Source organism: Bacillus salitolerans, assembly GCF_042680805.1.
Taxonomy (GTDB): Bacteria; Bacillota; Bacilli; order Bacillales; family SA4; genus Bacillus_CJ; species Bacillus_CJ salitolerans.
On record NZ_JBHUEM010000052.1, the window covers coordinates 62132 to 77571 of the forward strand.

The 15440-nt window shown below is 36.1% G+C and carries 13 protein-coding genes; 7 read left to right on the top strand and 6 right to left on the bottom strand.

Annotated elements, in window-relative coordinates; translation table 11 throughout:
• The first annotated feature begins 88 nt into the window (after positions 1-88).
• Positions 89-1360 carry an ATP-binding protein gene (locus ACFSCX_RS20800; protein ID WP_377930181.1) on the top strand — a complete coding sequence of 424 codons (1272 nt, stop codon included), beginning with the start codon at positions 89-91 and terminating at the stop codon, positions 1358-1360.
• Between the two features lie 214 nt (positions 1361-1574).
• Positions 1575-2186 carry a sterol desaturase family protein gene (locus ACFSCX_RS20805; protein WP_377930182.1) on the top strand — a complete coding sequence of 204 codons (612 nt, stop codon included), beginning with the start codon at positions 1575-1577 and terminating at the stop codon, positions 2184-2186.
• A gap of 526 nt (positions 2187-2712) precedes the next feature.
• Here the strand turns inward: ACFSCX_RS20805 and ACFSCX_RS20810 are convergent.
• The 3 genes from ACFSCX_RS20810 to ACFSCX_RS20820 all read right to left on the bottom strand — a co-directional run bounded on the left by ACFSCX_RS20810 (position 2713) and on the right by ACFSCX_RS20820 (position 5009).
• On the bottom strand, positions 2713-3510 hold the full coding sequence (locus tag ACFSCX_RS20810; protein ID WP_377930183.1) for a hypothetical protein: 798 nt from the start codon (positions 3508-3510) through the stop codon (positions 2713-2715).
• 358 nt (positions 3511-3868) lie between these two features.
• Positions 3869-4480 carry a hypothetical protein gene (locus ACFSCX_RS20815; protein ID WP_377930184.1) on the bottom strand — a complete coding sequence of 204 codons (612 nt, stop codon included), beginning with the start codon at positions 4478-4480 and terminating at the stop codon, positions 3869-3871.
• Positions 4481-4502: 22 nt separating this feature from the next.
• Positions 4503-5009 (bottom strand): matrixin family metalloprotease, encoded by a 507-nt coding sequence (locus ACFSCX_RS20820; RefSeq protein WP_377930185.1) that lies wholly within the window; start codon positions 5007-5009, stop codon positions 4503-4505.
• A gap of 722 nt (positions 5010-5731) precedes the next feature.
• Here ACFSCX_RS20820 and ACFSCX_RS20825 point away from each other — a divergent pair.
• The 3 genes from ACFSCX_RS20825 (at position 5732) to ACFSCX_RS20835 (ending at position 8158) form a co-directional block, all read left to right on the top strand.
• Positions 5732-5872, top strand: coding sequence for a globin domain-containing protein (locus ACFSCX_RS20825; RefSeq protein ID WP_377930186.1), 141 nt, complete (start codon positions 5732-5734; stop codon positions 5870-5872).
• 183 nt (positions 5873-6055) lie between these two features.
• A complete protein-coding gene (gene proC, locus ACFSCX_RS20830) occupies positions 6056-6865 on the top strand; it encodes a pyrroline-5-carboxylate reductase (protein WP_377930187.1) in 810 nt (269 codons plus the stop codon).
• A gap of 303 nt (positions 6866-7168) precedes the next feature.
• Positions 7169-8158, top strand: a complete 990-nt coding sequence (locus ACFSCX_RS20835) for an ABC transporter substrate-binding protein (RefSeq protein WP_377930188.1) — start codon at positions 7169-7171, stop codon at positions 8156-8158.
• Positions 8159-8259: 101 nt separating this feature from the next.
• On the opposite strand, the gene ACFSCX_RS20840 is transcribed toward ACFSCX_RS20835, so the two are convergent.
• Positions 8260-8997: a hypothetical protein gene (locus ACFSCX_RS20840; protein WP_377930189.1), complete on the bottom strand. Its 738-nt coding sequence runs from the start codon at positions 8995-8997 to the stop codon at positions 8260-8262.
• Between the two features lie 99 nt (positions 8998-9096).
• A complete protein-coding gene (locus ACFSCX_RS20845; RefSeq protein ID WP_377930190.1) occupies positions 9097-10908 on the bottom strand; it encodes a beta/alpha barrel domain-containing protein in 1812 nt (603 codons plus the stop codon).
• 146 nt (positions 10909-11054) lie between these two features.
• Between ACFSCX_RS20845 and ACFSCX_RS20850 the strand changes: the two genes are divergently transcribed.
• Complete coding sequence (locus ACFSCX_RS20850; protein ID WP_377930191.1) at positions 11055-11330, top strand: hypothetical protein; 276 nt, start codon at positions 11055-11057, stop codon at positions 11328-11330.
• 84 nt (positions 11331-11414) lie between these two features.
• On the opposite strand, the gene ACFSCX_RS20855 is transcribed toward ACFSCX_RS20850, so the two are convergent.
• Positions 11415-12716, bottom strand: coding sequence for an NCS2 family permease (locus ACFSCX_RS20855; RefSeq protein WP_377930192.1), 1302 nt, complete (start codon positions 12714-12716; stop codon positions 11415-11417).
• A 411-nt stretch (positions 12717-13127) separates the two neighbouring features.
• Here ACFSCX_RS20855 and ACFSCX_RS20860 point away from each other — a divergent pair, with 411 nt between their 5' ends.
• The gene (locus tag ACFSCX_RS20860; RefSeq protein ID WP_377930193.1) at positions 13128-13808 is read left to right on the top strand and encodes a TerC family protein; all 681 of its coding nucleotides are present in this window, start codon (positions 13128-13130) and stop codon (positions 13806-13808) included.
• Positions 13809-15440: the final 1632 nt, after the last annotated feature.

Sequence of the window (15440 nt, forward strand, 5' to 3'; positions counted from 1 at the left end):
AATACCGAAACTTGTCGATATATAGAGGGAAATTTTACATATTGTCGAATGTATCCTTATATAATGTTGGCAAGGGAAGATGATACGGTTGTTAACAGAAAAACTATTCCTTCATGTGTTAATTATATTAATGCCCATTCTTATCTATTATGCTATCTTTGAAAAAAAGAAATTAACGAAAGCTCCTTATTTAATAGGAGTGTTGCATGGTGTATCTGCTTTTTTTTGCATGATATTTGCCTATAATAGCTATGGATTAAATTGGGATCTTCGGTATGTTCCATTAGTCCTTGCTGCAATTTATGGAGGTCCCCGTGCAGGAGGAATTGTGTTTGTAGTGATTGTTTTAACCAGGACGTTAATCGGTGGAGATGCTTTACTATTCGGATATGTTAGTGCTTTTCTAGCTTGTTCCGTACCGCTCATCTTTGCCAATAAATTCTTAAAGATACATCCGAAGAAACGTAAAAAAATAGCTCTGTTGTATGGGTTTTGGCCGGCACTTATTCAATTATTCATTTTAATCACATACATGATCATTAGTGAAATTCCAATTAAGGATACGGCTGAAATCATGTTATACATATGTGTTTTTGGCTTAATCCAAATTGTAGCAGTGGGATTTGCTGCTACATTATTTGAAGCCATTATCGAGAAACAGCTAATGAAAGAAGAAATGAATAGAAGTGAAAAGCTTCATACTCTTGGTGAGCTTGCTGCTTCCATTGCGCATGAGGTGAGAAATCCTCTAACGGTCGTAAAAGGGTTTCTTCAATTAATGAAAGAGACAAGCGAATCCAAAGCTGATCATCACCAATATTTATCACTTGTGTTAAGTGAGCTAGGAAGGGCAGAAGCGATTATAAGTGATTATCTAAACTTTGCAAAACCACAGCTAGAAATGCTTCAGGAGCTGGAATTAAAAGAAGTTCTCCAGGAAATCGTCCTCCTTCTTGAACCGTTAGCAACTAAACAAGGTGTGATATTACAGCATGAAATAGAAACGAGTGTTAAGCTGATAACTGATCGGAATAAGCTTAAACAAGCACTGGTAAATATTGTAAAAAACGCGATTGAAGCAACAGATGATACTGGAAAGGTTTTCATTGAATTAAAGCTCGAGCAGACGAATGCAGTGATGATTATTCAGGACACAGGTAAGGGTATGTCAAAGGAACAACTATCTCGAATTGGTACTCTATTTTATACAACAAAAGATAAAGGAACCGGACTTGGAACAATGGTTTCTCTCCGAATTATTGAAGCGATGAATGGGAAAGTTCTCTTTTCAAGTGAATTAGGTGTAGGTACAAAGGTGACCATAAGGCTCCCCATCTCATCTACAACAGAAGAACGTTAAACGAGCTAATCCACATTTAGCTCGTTTTGTAGTTTATTCATCCTTCCAGATAACAGGTTCCTTTACATAAATTAGCCTAGCCGCACAAAAGGAAACATGCCATGCTTTGAAAAAATTGTAGTCATTAACTTTTGTTAATTTGATATTATTATATTATTCTGACAATATAGTAACTAGTAATACTAAACATATTCATATGAATGAGGTGGTTTACATGAGAAAGCATGTTGTGACATTTATTCAGATTCATGATGTGTGGATGATGTTAGTACTTGTTTTATTATCATTTATGGTCATTTTTACTCACTTAGCAAGTGGCATCCTATGGATCTATATTTTACTAGGAATACTCTTATATATTGTGAGTGAGTACACGACCCATCGTTTTTTCTTCCATATGAAAGCACCAAAGAACAAACTGTTTCTAAAGTTCATGAAAAGAATCCATTACGATCATCATGATGACCCAGATGATGTAAAGCTGTTATTTTTGCCGATTTGGTATAGCTTGCCACAGCTTGGGATACTAGTAGGCATCGTTACACTGTTGACCGATCATATATCCTATGGATTAGCGGTATTTATAGGCTCAGCTACTACACTACTTTATTATGAATGGTCCCATTTTGTTGCACATCATCCCATTCAACCGAAAACGGTTTTTGGAAAATGGATGAAAAAACTGCATTTGCTTCATCATTATAAAAATGAGAACTACTGGTATGGAGTAACGAACCCTTCCATGGATTATTTATTTGGAACAATGAAGGATGGTAAAGAAGTATCAAAAAGTGATACTGCAAGAAAGCTAGAAATGAAAGGATAGCTGTGATACTCATCACAATATTGTAAAAGTTTATGTGATATGCTTTCTTCAATCATAAGAGATATGAAGGAAGGGAGCTAATAGTTGGAACTTAAAACGCTCTATGTGTTTAAAGATAATATAGTTGTTTAAAAACAGAAGATTTAAACCACGTACTATCGTATAACCTTAGTGATAGAGAAAAATACAGTTGTTTAAAAACAGGATGGTTACAGTTCGGTTTTCTTTCTAAGGCTTGTTTTACCAAGATTTTCAATCCTGATTACATCAAAATTAAACAACTTTATTATTTTTAAACGACTTGATTATCTTTAGACAACACTTACGGTAAGCTCAAGACTAGAGGTTTACGACTGTTAAGAGAAATCACATTGTTTATGGGGTTGGAGGAATTAAATGAATTTAATTGAACAAGAAATTAATTATGAAAAGTCAGGTAAATTTTCCATTCAAGAGAAATTTCTAAAGGGAATGGCCGCGGAAAGCGTTCGCCCGTAGCGTAAATTTACCATTTACCACTATTATTTCATTTAAGGTTCCAATCTTTATCATAAGGTATCGAGGTGATAAGTCCAACTGAAGTATCTGTTTTCCCAACTAGCAAATAATATTTACCATCTCTAATCACTAATGAACCAGGTGGTTGTTGCTTCTCTTCTTCCGTTAATTTCAATTCGGATGCATATTCGATTCGTATATCTTTGAACCTGTAGATTTCTTTCCATCTTCCAAAGTTGATACTTTCTCTATTGGATATAGCTTCAATTATTTGTTCAGCATCCTGTAGTACAATTTCATAATTATATGGGTAGAGCAATCGAATTTTTTCAAGGGACTTTCCTATGTGATCATTATGGTATAATTCATTGAATGCAATAGTTATTTGGAATGTCTTATTTTCTAAAACATGATTTATCCTCAATGCTGCAATATGCTTGCTGCTATCTACTACCTTGTCAAAATTCCATCCTTTATAAGTATTTTTAATTTTCTTCAATAAAAAAAGGTTTGATATTGAGCAATTAAATCCATCATTATCAAGGTGCTCAATTATATAATCCTTACTATAGGCCTCTTTCCGCATTTCTTCCCCGAAATAATAATCAAATGAAATCTGATGTAGTGATTTCTTATATTCATTTGAATACGGATATTTATAATTTTCTTTAGCTTCCTCGGATTCAGGAATTCTAAATCTTGCACTTCTGATTAGGTCATACATTTCAGGAGTGTAATCTACAAATGCTAGTTTCTTCATTCCAATAATGTTTATAGATATTTTATCATTCCATACTTCTAATGTTACTTGTTCCTTTTTATCCATAAATTTCACCTTTAAGTACATTTTTAGTAATCTCTACCTAATTTTTGCATATTACGTGCACAATGTTATTCAACATTATGGCCTGTTTGTGGAATACTGTTTTTTGAAAAATAAACCCCTTGGACACAACATAATCCAAAGGGTTAAAATGGTGCAACTATTTTATAAACGGTATAACTTTATTTTAAACGGTACATCTTTTTTATAAACGGTACGACTTTATTTCAAATCAACATCAGCCTCTTTCCCCACAAAATAATATAGAAACAAAAGGCATCGAGAATGAACTGATGCCTTTTGTCGCCAGTCTGAAACTCTAGTTTAAACTAGAGTTTTTCTGTTAAACATTTTTCCATTATCAATAGATACTATCCTCATAAGATGATTTAAAGCGTTCTCTGTCACTCACAAATCCTTTTTCAAATGCTTTTTTATAATTTTTATATTCCTCTAATGATACAATTTCACTTTTACTTTCTGCTGATAAAACTAAGCTAGAGTTTGGCCCTGATACTAATAAGGAACCATCTGGCTGAGCATAGGCTGCCATTATATGATAGTTTCCAACTTCAAACAAAGAATCATTTTCACTCAAAACAATTGATTCTTCATCTTGGCTTAACCCTCCATTTTTTAATATTTCTATCTCAGTATTTTTCTTTAAATTACCTTTTATGTTGTCAATAATTTCAATATTGTATTTGCTGTAGGGAGAACTTACTTCTTTTGTACCGTTTTCTGTTTCTATAATTACAGTATCTTTGTATATTGTCTCTATAAAGCTATTAACCTTTGCGACAAATACATAATCAGCATCTCCAACAATTTGACTTAGGTCATCAACGTCAATGCTATATGAGCCGGATAAATGAGTTATCGGTAAATCATTATTTGCGAAATCATTTGTATTAGAGCATGCACCTAAAATCAATGTCATTGTACACATTAACACTACTAGAATCTTTTTCATTATAACTCACATCTCCTCTTTTTTAATATGTAGAGTACGCTTCATCATATGAACTCTCGTCTGTATTTGATAAACTATTAATAGATAACCTTCCTTGTTGCATAACATCGTACATTCCCCAAGTATGATCTAATCCCAAAGCGTGACCAAATTCATGAATAGCGGTGTGTAATCTTTCTTCAGAATTATATCCTTGAAACTTGTAATCATTGAACTTCATAGTGCCAGCACTACTTGTCTGAGCAATTGTGTTACTAACTTCATAATAATCAAATATATAAACATCCTCTACTACAGTGGCTGAATCAGGTCTAATTATACCAGGCTTATACCCTTCCCATATACTTACTGCACTTGATACGGTTGATGTATACTTAGTATCTGCATCCCAATCTAAATGCTTACCACTGTCAACTAAATCCCATCCCTGAAGTTTTGCGTGACTTTCAGCAGGATTTATTGAAAATAATAGCATCGCTGCCACGGTTACCGTTCCTATCATGTTGTAAAAATTCTTTAATCTAAACATAAAACTTCCTCCTTAAGTGTTAAATATTAACAATGTAAACATTACCATAATTGTAAGTAATTGTATATAAGTTTATTAAAATGGTAGTTTGATGTATTGTTTATTGGTTATTCCCCCCAAAAAAGATGACTACCAATCTTGTATATATTGCTAGTCATTTTACATAATTCCAATTATAATAGTTAAAGTTTATTCGGTTAATTGAGAATCACATTCATACTTATCTTATTTGATTCCTCAAACATACGAAATGCCAAACTCAATTTGATTCATTTCTGCTTTCCATTTTTGATTTAACCGACAACCTTTCGTTGTTTCTGGATCTATTTCTTGATAAACACATAGCTCAGCATTATGGCCACTATTACATACTGTAAAATGACCACAGCAAGTAAACTTTTAGAGAAACCTGTTGTTAAAAGATAATATAGTTGTTTAAAAACAGAAGATTTAAACCTCGTACTATCGTAAAAATACAGTTTAAAAACAGCATGGTTACAGTTCGGTTTACTTTCTAAGGCTTGTTATACTAATATTTTCAATCCTTATTACATCAAAATTAAACAACTTTATTATTTTTAAATGACTTTAATATCTTTAGACACTATGACCATATTGGAGGGGGTAAAACGATTCAGAATAAAGTTTTATCCTGAGGTAAATGATCATCAGATGTTACGTCCTTTATTTCACAGAGACATTCAAGAGATTAAACGAAAACAATGGATGTTTTAACGCAGTTAACAGGCGGACAACCTCTTTACAGTGAAGAGTTTGGTCCATCAAATATGAGAATGAGACATATGTTTTTTGAAATTACAAGGGTGCGTGCGAAGGCTATGCACGAAACGTTTTTGAAATAGGGGAAGGAAGGACTCTATTTGATCGGATAACTCAAATAGCACCGGCAATGGTCAATACAAAAAAATAAATGGTTGAATGAGGTCAGTGCATACACTGACTTTTGTTATTTTTAAGGCTTGTTCATTTAAGAACGTATTCGATTTTGATAAGATTGAAGAAGAATATGAAACACGGAGGTTGTTATGAATAAACGAATTGGTTTCATAGGTTGTGGCAAGATGGCTCAAGCCATCATCTCGGGGATGATAAAATCAAACATCACACTCCCGAACCAAATTATAGCAAGTGCAAAATCAAATCAAACACTTACAAAAGTGGAAAATGAATATGGGATTTTGACAACAACTTCAAATGAAGAAGTCACTCGCTTTTCTGATTTTCTTTTCCTAGCGATAAAACCAAACCTTTATCAAGAAATTTTAGAAGAAATAAAAGACAGTGTAGGACCAGAGACGATTTTAATTACAATAGCCGCTGGAATCAATCTATCATTTATGGAGGAGAGCCTCGGAAATGGTGCAAAAGTTGTTAGAACAATGCCTAATACGCCATCTCTTGTGGGGGAAGGGATGAGTGCAATTTGTGTAAATCAAAACGTTACTCAGGCAGAAATGGATGAAATTCTGGCGTTATATCATAGCTTTGGCAAAGCAGAAATCGTAGAGGAAGCATTAATGGATGCAATTCCTGCAATTAGTGGATCATCGCCAGCCTATGTATATATGTTTATTGAAGCTTTAGCAGATGGCGGCGTACTTCAAGGTATCCCAAGACATCAAGCCTATAAGCTTGCAGCGCAAGCAGTCCTAGGTGCTGCCAAAATGGTTTTAGAAACGGAAAAACATCCTGGTGAACTGAAGGATCAAGTTTGTACTCCAGGAGGGGCAACGATTGAGGCGGTTTCTGCTCTAGAAAAACATAATTTTCGCGGAGCAGTGTTAACCGCAATGGAACAATGTACGGCTAAGACGATGGCATTGTCGAAAAAATAACTTGAACACATACACTTGGATGAACAAAATCTAAGTGTATTTTTTTACTGCTTCATTCGTAAATAATGCAACAAAAGAAATAAATATATCATATACATCTGTACAATGTAACTGAATAGTTGTAAAATTTAGAAAACTACATCGAGGAGCATTTTTTCTGATGAAGTATTTTGTTTATAAGAAAGGGGGGGGAGGCATCAAATTACTATTTACATATCTACCATGAACATCAATGGTGATTACGTCTATCGAAGACTATTGGCTTATAAAATATTTTAAAAAGGTAAATAGGGGGATTCATAGATGAAAAAATTAGTCATGAAGGCAATTGTCCTGCTGTGTATCATCGGGTTAATAAGTGCTTGTGGTACACAAAGTAGCTCGACAAGTGAGAAGCAATATACGATTGGGGTTACTCAAATTGTTGAGCATCCATCACTGGACAAAGCGTTTGAAGGGTTCAAGGCTGCCCTTAAAGACAATGGATTTGTTGAGGGAGAAAACGTAAAATATGATGTTCAAATTGCCCAAGGGGACATGAGTAATAACCAAACCATCGGAACGAACCTTGTAAGTAAAAAAGTAGACCTCATCTTTGCAAATTCAACACCTAGTGCTCAAGGAGCGTTAAACGCAACAGAGGAAATTCCAATTATTTTTACATCTGTTACAGATCCATTAGGGGCTGAACTTGTAAAAGCAATGGAAAGTCCTGGTGGAAACGTAACGGGAACGACAGATACTCATCCAGAAGCGATCCCGAGCATGGTCGATTTTATTGCAACTCAATTTCCTGACGTTAAGAAAATTGGATTTGTTTATAATTCCGGCGAGCAAAACTCTGTTTCACAAATTGAAATGGTAGAAAATGTGTTAAAAGAAAAAGGGCTAGAGGCGGTAAAGGTGAGTGTCTCAACGTCAGCTGAGGTGAAACAAGCTGCAGAATCATTGATCGGCAGGGTTGATGCATTTTATATGATAGGAGATAACACAGTAGCATCCGCGTTAGAATCAGTCCTAAAAGTCCTGTATGACAAAGATATACCGATGTTTGCAGGTGAGTTAGACTCGGTTGGACGTGGCTGCTTTGCAGGGTATGGCTTTGACTACTATGATATCGGCTATGAAGCAGGGGAAATGGCAGTCCAAGTTTTAAAAGGAGAAAAATCACCTGCTGAACTGCCTGTTCAATATCCACAAAAGCTAAAGCTTGTCATAAACAAAAAGGCAGCCGAAGAAATGGGTGTTGAACTAAAATCAGCGTGGGATGATATGGCGGAATACATCAATTAATGAATGGCCGAGGACTTGATTCCTTTTCATAAGTTGTGTGAATCATCCGTCGAACTGGAAAAGGTTTGGACCTATCAAAGATCCAAACCTTTTCTAATTGTTTACATATTCATCATATTTTTAATTTCTCCAGTTGTTGGATTGACGATATACCAGCTCCGAGTCGCTGTATGACCATCTACAATGTCATAGACATGAATCACATATTGTTTCCCTTCTAAATGATCGAATTCTATAATGACTTCGTTATCATTCTGTAATTGTAATTCATCTTCCACGAGCTTTTCTGCCTCTCTTCTTGAGAGATTCCCATATTCAACGACTTCAATACTATCAATAATCCATTTATTTTCACGCTGTTTGAAGAACGTGTAAAAGTTTACATGTCCTAACAATTCATTTTCGCGCTTTTGTATCAGCATATACGTCTTTTCATTTAATGGTTCGAGCGTATGATCTTGTACTGGTTGAAACCACGTTGGTGAGTCTTTGGCAATGATGAAAACAGCATCATTTTGTTCCTTAAAGTAAGTGTTGGTTAACCAATCTGCATATTCATCAGACATAATCTCTTTAAAGTGAGATTTTATCTCTTCTTTTGTACGAAAACTAGTTATTTCTTGATTATCTGATTCATGGACTAGCTTCATAAATCGCTCTTTATATTCTCTCAATAGGAACTTGGCGTCAGGTTTGTTACCAGGCGTATTAGGAGTAGCATCTAGATGATCTTCTATATTGCTTTCAGGTTGATTAGCCTGATTTTCCTTAACGTGATTCGTGTCCTCATAGGTACTACAACCTACTAACAGAAAAATGAGTAAAAGAACGATTTTCATTTTAAAAAACTCCTTTCTTTCCTCTTCTATACCTATATTTCCACTCAGGTTGTAAATAAAACCATTGTGCTAATAATAGCGATATCGAAAAAAAACCAATCAAAGTTTTTTACCTTGATTGGTTCCTACTAGAAAAGGTGCTGTGTAGAAACAACCTATGACATATAGTAAGAGCGCAAAGTATGCTGGTTGCAAATGACCAAAATCAGTGTATCCAATGACATAATGGGTAATAAGGCCGGATAAAAAGGCTGGGATTGCACCGAGCGTTAAGGTCCACCATATCCACTTCTCGCCCTGTCTAATCCCCCATAATGAAATCATCAACACGAGGGCACCTACACTAACGAGAGCACTACCAAATCCGGCACGATCATGAGCAATGACAGGAATTAATCGTTGATTATATTCATTTAATGCTTCGGGTGTAATACATAAATAGGAGATATCTGTTGGAACAAACACCGTCGTGACACCAATAAACGATATAATTAGTCCACCCAATAGTAGGGAAAATCCAAGGATCACAAAGGCAAGTTGACCATATAAGCTTCTTTTCCATATAGTCGTGTTAAACAAATTTTTACCTGACGGACTTTGGGTTGCATGTTTTGTTTTAAAGAAACCTAAGATAAAGAACGGTAGTAAGATGAGCCAAAAAACTCCATGCAACCAGTCGAAATATCCATACCCTATAAACAGCAAAATACCAAGAAACCCTGTAATGGCAGCAATGTTAATGGCTTTTCTTGCCCAATGCAATCCCTTTTTCACACCGTACTTTGCAAGCTGCATATAAAGAAATCCGCCTGATATCATCGTACCTGCTAAAGTCATTCGATCATGGGCCATAAAATAGAGAATGTTTGAATTGAACTCGATTATTTCACGTCTAACAAGACCGAGAAACGATTCATCATACGGTAAAATGACAACAGACATACTAAATAGAAGTGCGAGAAGACCACCAAGGAAGATCATCAGACCGAATAACCAATACCATATCCATCCCTGTATGTGAGGAGGCTCGATTTTTTTGGAGTCTAAGATGAGCTCATTTATACGTTTTGGCAGACCTGGGCCTGAAAATACATACCCAGAGCTTACGAATACGAGTGATGCACCTGATTGTAACAGTGCCAAGGCATCCTTTGGATGTTGAATGCCGCCACTTGCTATAATCGGAATCGTAGGTCCGACTTTTGCTTTCACTGCTTGGATGAAGCCTTTGAAATTTTTTATAGTCCCTGACTCTTCAATCACGATTCCATCGATATTGCGGAGGTCCTGTATCGCTTCAAAAACAGAAGATGAAGCTTGATAGGATAATAAGACAGGAATATTTCGGGTATGACGTTTTATTTCTTTACGATCAATTCCCTTTTCACAATCACCATTTAAGATAAACGCATCTGCATAAGGGCGTAACTCTTCGATTAGCTTTATTCGTTCGGGTCCAGTTCCTTCTAATTTTAATAAAAGGGGTACTTCTTTTTTTTTTAAGGTATCTAATTGCGCCTTTGCTTTACGAACACTTAATGAAAAGGAAGGATCGAAGTCAATCCGTTCAGATTTTTTATGGAGAATGGGTGTTGGTTCGTGCTCCACTCCTCTAAGCGATAGAGGTCCAACCTCAATAAAGCCAAAACCAAGATGCTGAAATGCTTTTAATCCTGAAAGCTGTGGATCAATCCTGCCACTCAATCCAACTGGGGAGCGGAACGAAATACCAAAAAGATGTTGTTCTAAGTGATGGGAGTTTTTCATATGACCTAAGAATTCAATAAATGCCCTGCCACCAAGGAAAGATGCAATGGTACTCATACCACGATGGATAAATTCCCTTCCAACTTTAACAGGTAGTTTATGAAGAACAGGCTTGAACAGCGTATGATAAGACCAGTCTGGCATTTTCTCACACTCCTGATACGTTTTTTACTCCAGTTTAACATAGTAAGCCTCAGGCAGCCGTTTATCAAATATTGTCTTATATATGTGGGACACCTATACACGAATCAGATTGAAAGAATAGTATACGTAGGAAGGGAGGTAGAGGAATGGAAGACAAAGAGATTAAATTACGAGAGTTAGAGGTCAAACTTGATGAATTAGCCAAGCTTCACGAGGAATTTCACCAGCATGAAAAAGAGCAATTAAACGAAAATGATGTATATGCCTTGATTGATCAATATTTGACAGAAAAAGGGTATATTTCAGAAAGTGAGCTTCATAGTCAGTTGTCTAGGAACAAAGTGTCGACCATGAAGTGGGTAGTCGCGACAGGATTAAGTATTGCAACCATCACCATTAGTATTATCCACATTTTTTTGTAACACTCCTATGAAACCCTTCATCAATCACGATCAAGACTTCTTCTTTTTACGGACAAAAAAACCAGCCTAAATGGCTGGCGTACATTAGTGTGGAAGAAACGCTAACTGATAGAAAAATAAGACGGCAAAAATGTAAACAAGAGGGTGGACATCTCTCCACTTCCCTTTTGCAACCTTCATTAATGGATACGCAATAAACCCTAAAGCAATTCCTGTCGCAATACTTGATGTTAATGGCATACTCAAAATAATCAAAAATGCAGGAAAGGCTTCATCAATTTCATTCCATTTGATTTGAGTGATGGTTCCAATCATTAAGCTACCTACGATAATTAACGCAGGTGCTGTAATGGCGGAAATTCCTGAAACTGCTCCTACAAGTGGACCGAAAAACGCTGCAATAATAAATAAAATAGAAACGGTTAACGTCGTTAATCCTGTACGTCCACCAGCCGCTACACCAGAGGATGATTCAATATAGGCACTCGTTGGACTCGTTCCAAGTGATGCACCAATTGTAGTCGCAACCGAATCCGCTAACAATGCTTGTCTAGCTTTCGGAAGCTTGTTTCCTTTCATAAGACCCGCCTGCTGCGCTACGCCTACCATCGTTCCAGTCGTATCAAAAATCGTAACTAAAAGGAACGAGAACACAACCGCATAAAGACCATATTGGATGACATCGCCAATAGCTGTGATGGGGTTTAGCGTGATGATTCCGTCAGGCAAGCTTGGCATGGATACAAACCCGTTTTCAAACGACAAGTGACCTGTTAAAAAGGCAAGAATACCGGTTGCAATCATGCCAAAGAATAATGCACCGTTTACATTTAGTGCCATTAACACTAATGTGATGGCTAATCCGCCAAGGGCTAATAATGCCTGGGGTGCATGCAGGTCACCTAACGTAACTAGGTTTGTTGGATGATCTGCAATAATTCCTGTTAAACGCAAACCAATGAAAGCGATAAATAGACCAATTCCAGCTGTAATACCATGTTTTAAATTTTCAGGAATGGCTTCAATTAATTTTTCACGAAATGGAGTTAAGGATAAAATAATAAATAAAAGTCCAGCAATTAATACAGCAGAAAATGCAACACTATATGTAATGTTAGGGTTCGTGCCAACAACAGAGTACGCAAAATAGGCATTCAATCCCATACCCGGGGCAATCGCGATAGGATAATTAGCAAGTAATGCCATCCACAAGGTTCCCACTACGGTAGCGATGATCGTTGCTGTAAACACTTGATCAAATGGAACTCCAGCATCCGATAAAATAATTGGATTCACAATCACAATATAAACCATTGTTAAAAACGTGGTGATTCCAGCTAGCACTTCGGTTTTAACCGTCGTATTGTTTTCTTTTAACCTAAACATAGAAAGGTCCTCCTAAAAGACGAACGTTTTTTAAACACAACTATCATAATATTCATTTTATTGATTTTTTTCAAGTATATATTTTTATCATTACCTAAAAGAGGCAAAATGATAGACAAATGATATGGATAGGAATATAATGTTAATAAATAAAGCAGTCTCGGAGCAAAGGGGAGTAGCTTAACGGTAAAGTCGTCATTACGTGTTTCCAATAGGAACTCCGGCTTTATCGGACAACAATTGTTGTTGGCAAGACCTTTATCATGTATGGTAAAGGTCTCTTCATTTTTTGCAAGCCTTTACCAACTGGTAAAGGCTTTTTCTCATGTATGTAGACCGAATGGAGGAGGGATATTAGTTTTATATAGATGATTAATCCGTGTTTTAGAATTAAAAAGGAGGAATATAAAAATGGAATTATTCTCGGCTGAATTTTTTTCTGCACTACTTGCCATTATTGTTATCGACTTAGTATTAGCAGGTGATAATGCAATCGTTATCGGACTTGCTGCTAGAAATTTACCAAAAGAAATGCAAACGAAGGTCATCATCTGGGGAACAGTAGGGGCAATTGCGATTAGAGCAGTAGCAACAATGGCTGTAGTATGGTTATTGAAAGTTCCTGGCTTACTACTTATCGGTGGTCTATTGTTATTATGGGTTGCCTACAAACTACTGGTTGAAGATAAGGGTCACGATGTCGGTGCTGCTGGTAACTTCTGGGCGGCCATCAGAACAATCATTATCGCAGATGCGCTAATGGGACTAGACAATGTATTAGCAGTAGCAGGTGCGGCACATGGAAGCTTCATACTTGTTGTACTTGGTTTAATCATTTCTATCCCAATTGTTATTTTTGGAAGTACTATAATCTTAAAATTTGTGGACAGATTCCCAATCATCATTACATTAGGGGCTGCCGTATTAGCTTGGACCGCCTCTAAAATGATTGTGGGTGAGCCCTTTATGAAAGATTTCTTCGCCAATCCGTGGATTAAATACGGCTTTGAAATCTTGATGATTGCCCTAGTGGTCGGAATTGGAACATATGTAAAGTCGAAAAGAAGTAAAAAAGAGCCCCAAGCAGCGTAATTAGAAAGCCACGAATTCGTGGCTTTTTTAATTTTCAAGAAAGTATAAAAGTTTTCAGCAAGAGAATGGGCTAGTGACTTGGAATTCAGCGCCAGCACCCAGTGAGGTCAAATAGTGACTTTGAATCCAGCACCAGCACCCGGAGAGGTCAAATAACCTGTTATGAATAAAAGGGAAAACCCACACTTATTTCATGACAGAACATTTGCTTTTCGCGGCTAAACGGGGAGCTCTGAGCCTTTTGTTCTTTTGTTGCTAATCATCACTCTAAAAGAAAAATGTGCTAAAAGATCATTACAATCACTGCTTAATTTTGCATCTATCATTAGTGCCCTTGTTTCAGTGTATGTACTCTTGATGTTGTGCGTGTTTCTTTCATTTGTTTCACTATTTTGATTCAATTTACTTAACTATAAAACGAAATTACTTGCATTTAGAGCGAATTAGTTACCTGGGGCGGCAAATACTTATCTCCTATATCGTGCAAATGCTTACCTCGATTGTCAATTTACTTACCTGAAAGTCGAAATTACTTACCCCGTTTCACGATTTACTTACCTTTAAAACGAATTACTTACCTGTGCCGTGCAAATACTTACCCCGATTCACGATTTACTTACCTGTAAGCTGAAAATACTTACCTTTAAAATGAATTACTTACCTGAAAGTCGAAATTACTTACCTCGTTTCACGATTTACTTACCTGTAAGCTGAAAATACTTACCTTTAAAATGAATTACTTACCTGTGCCGTGCAAATACTTACCCCGATTCACGATTTACTTACCTGAAAGCTGAAATTACTTACCTTTAAAACGAATTACTTACCTGTGCCGTGCAAATACTTACCCCGATTCACGATTTACTTACCTGAAAGCTGAATTTACTTACCTTTAAAATGAATTACTTACCTGAGAGTCGAAATTACTTACTCCGTCTCTCGATTTACTTACCTGTAAGCTGAATTTACTTACCTTTAAAAAATGAATTACTTACCTGAAAGTCGAAATTACTTACCCCGATTCACGATTTACTTACCTGTAAGCTGAAATTACTTACCTTTAAAACGAATTACTTACCTGTGCCGTGCAAATACTTACCCCGATTCACGATTTACTTACCTGTAAGCTGAATTTACTTACCTTTAAAATGAATTACTTACCTGAAAGTCGAAATTACTTACCCCGATTCACGATTTACTTACCTGAAAGCTGAAATTACTTACCTTTAAAACGAATTACTTACCTGAAAGTCGAAATTACTTACCCCGATTCACGATTTACTTACCTGAAAGCTGAAATTATTTACCTTTAAAACGAATTACTTACCTGAAAGTCGAAATTACTTACCCCGTTTCACGATTTACTTACCTGTAAAGCTGAAATTACTTACCTTTAAAACGAATTACTTACCTGTGCCGTGCAAATACTTACCTCGTTTCACGATTTACTTACCTGTAAGCTGAATTTACTTACCTTTAAAACGAATTACTTACCTGTAAGTCGAATTTACTTACCCCGTTTCACGATTTACTTACCTTTAAAACGAATTACTTACCTGTGCCGTGCAAATACTTACCCCGATTCACGATTTACTTACCTGTAAGCTGAATTTACTTACCTTTAAAACGAAT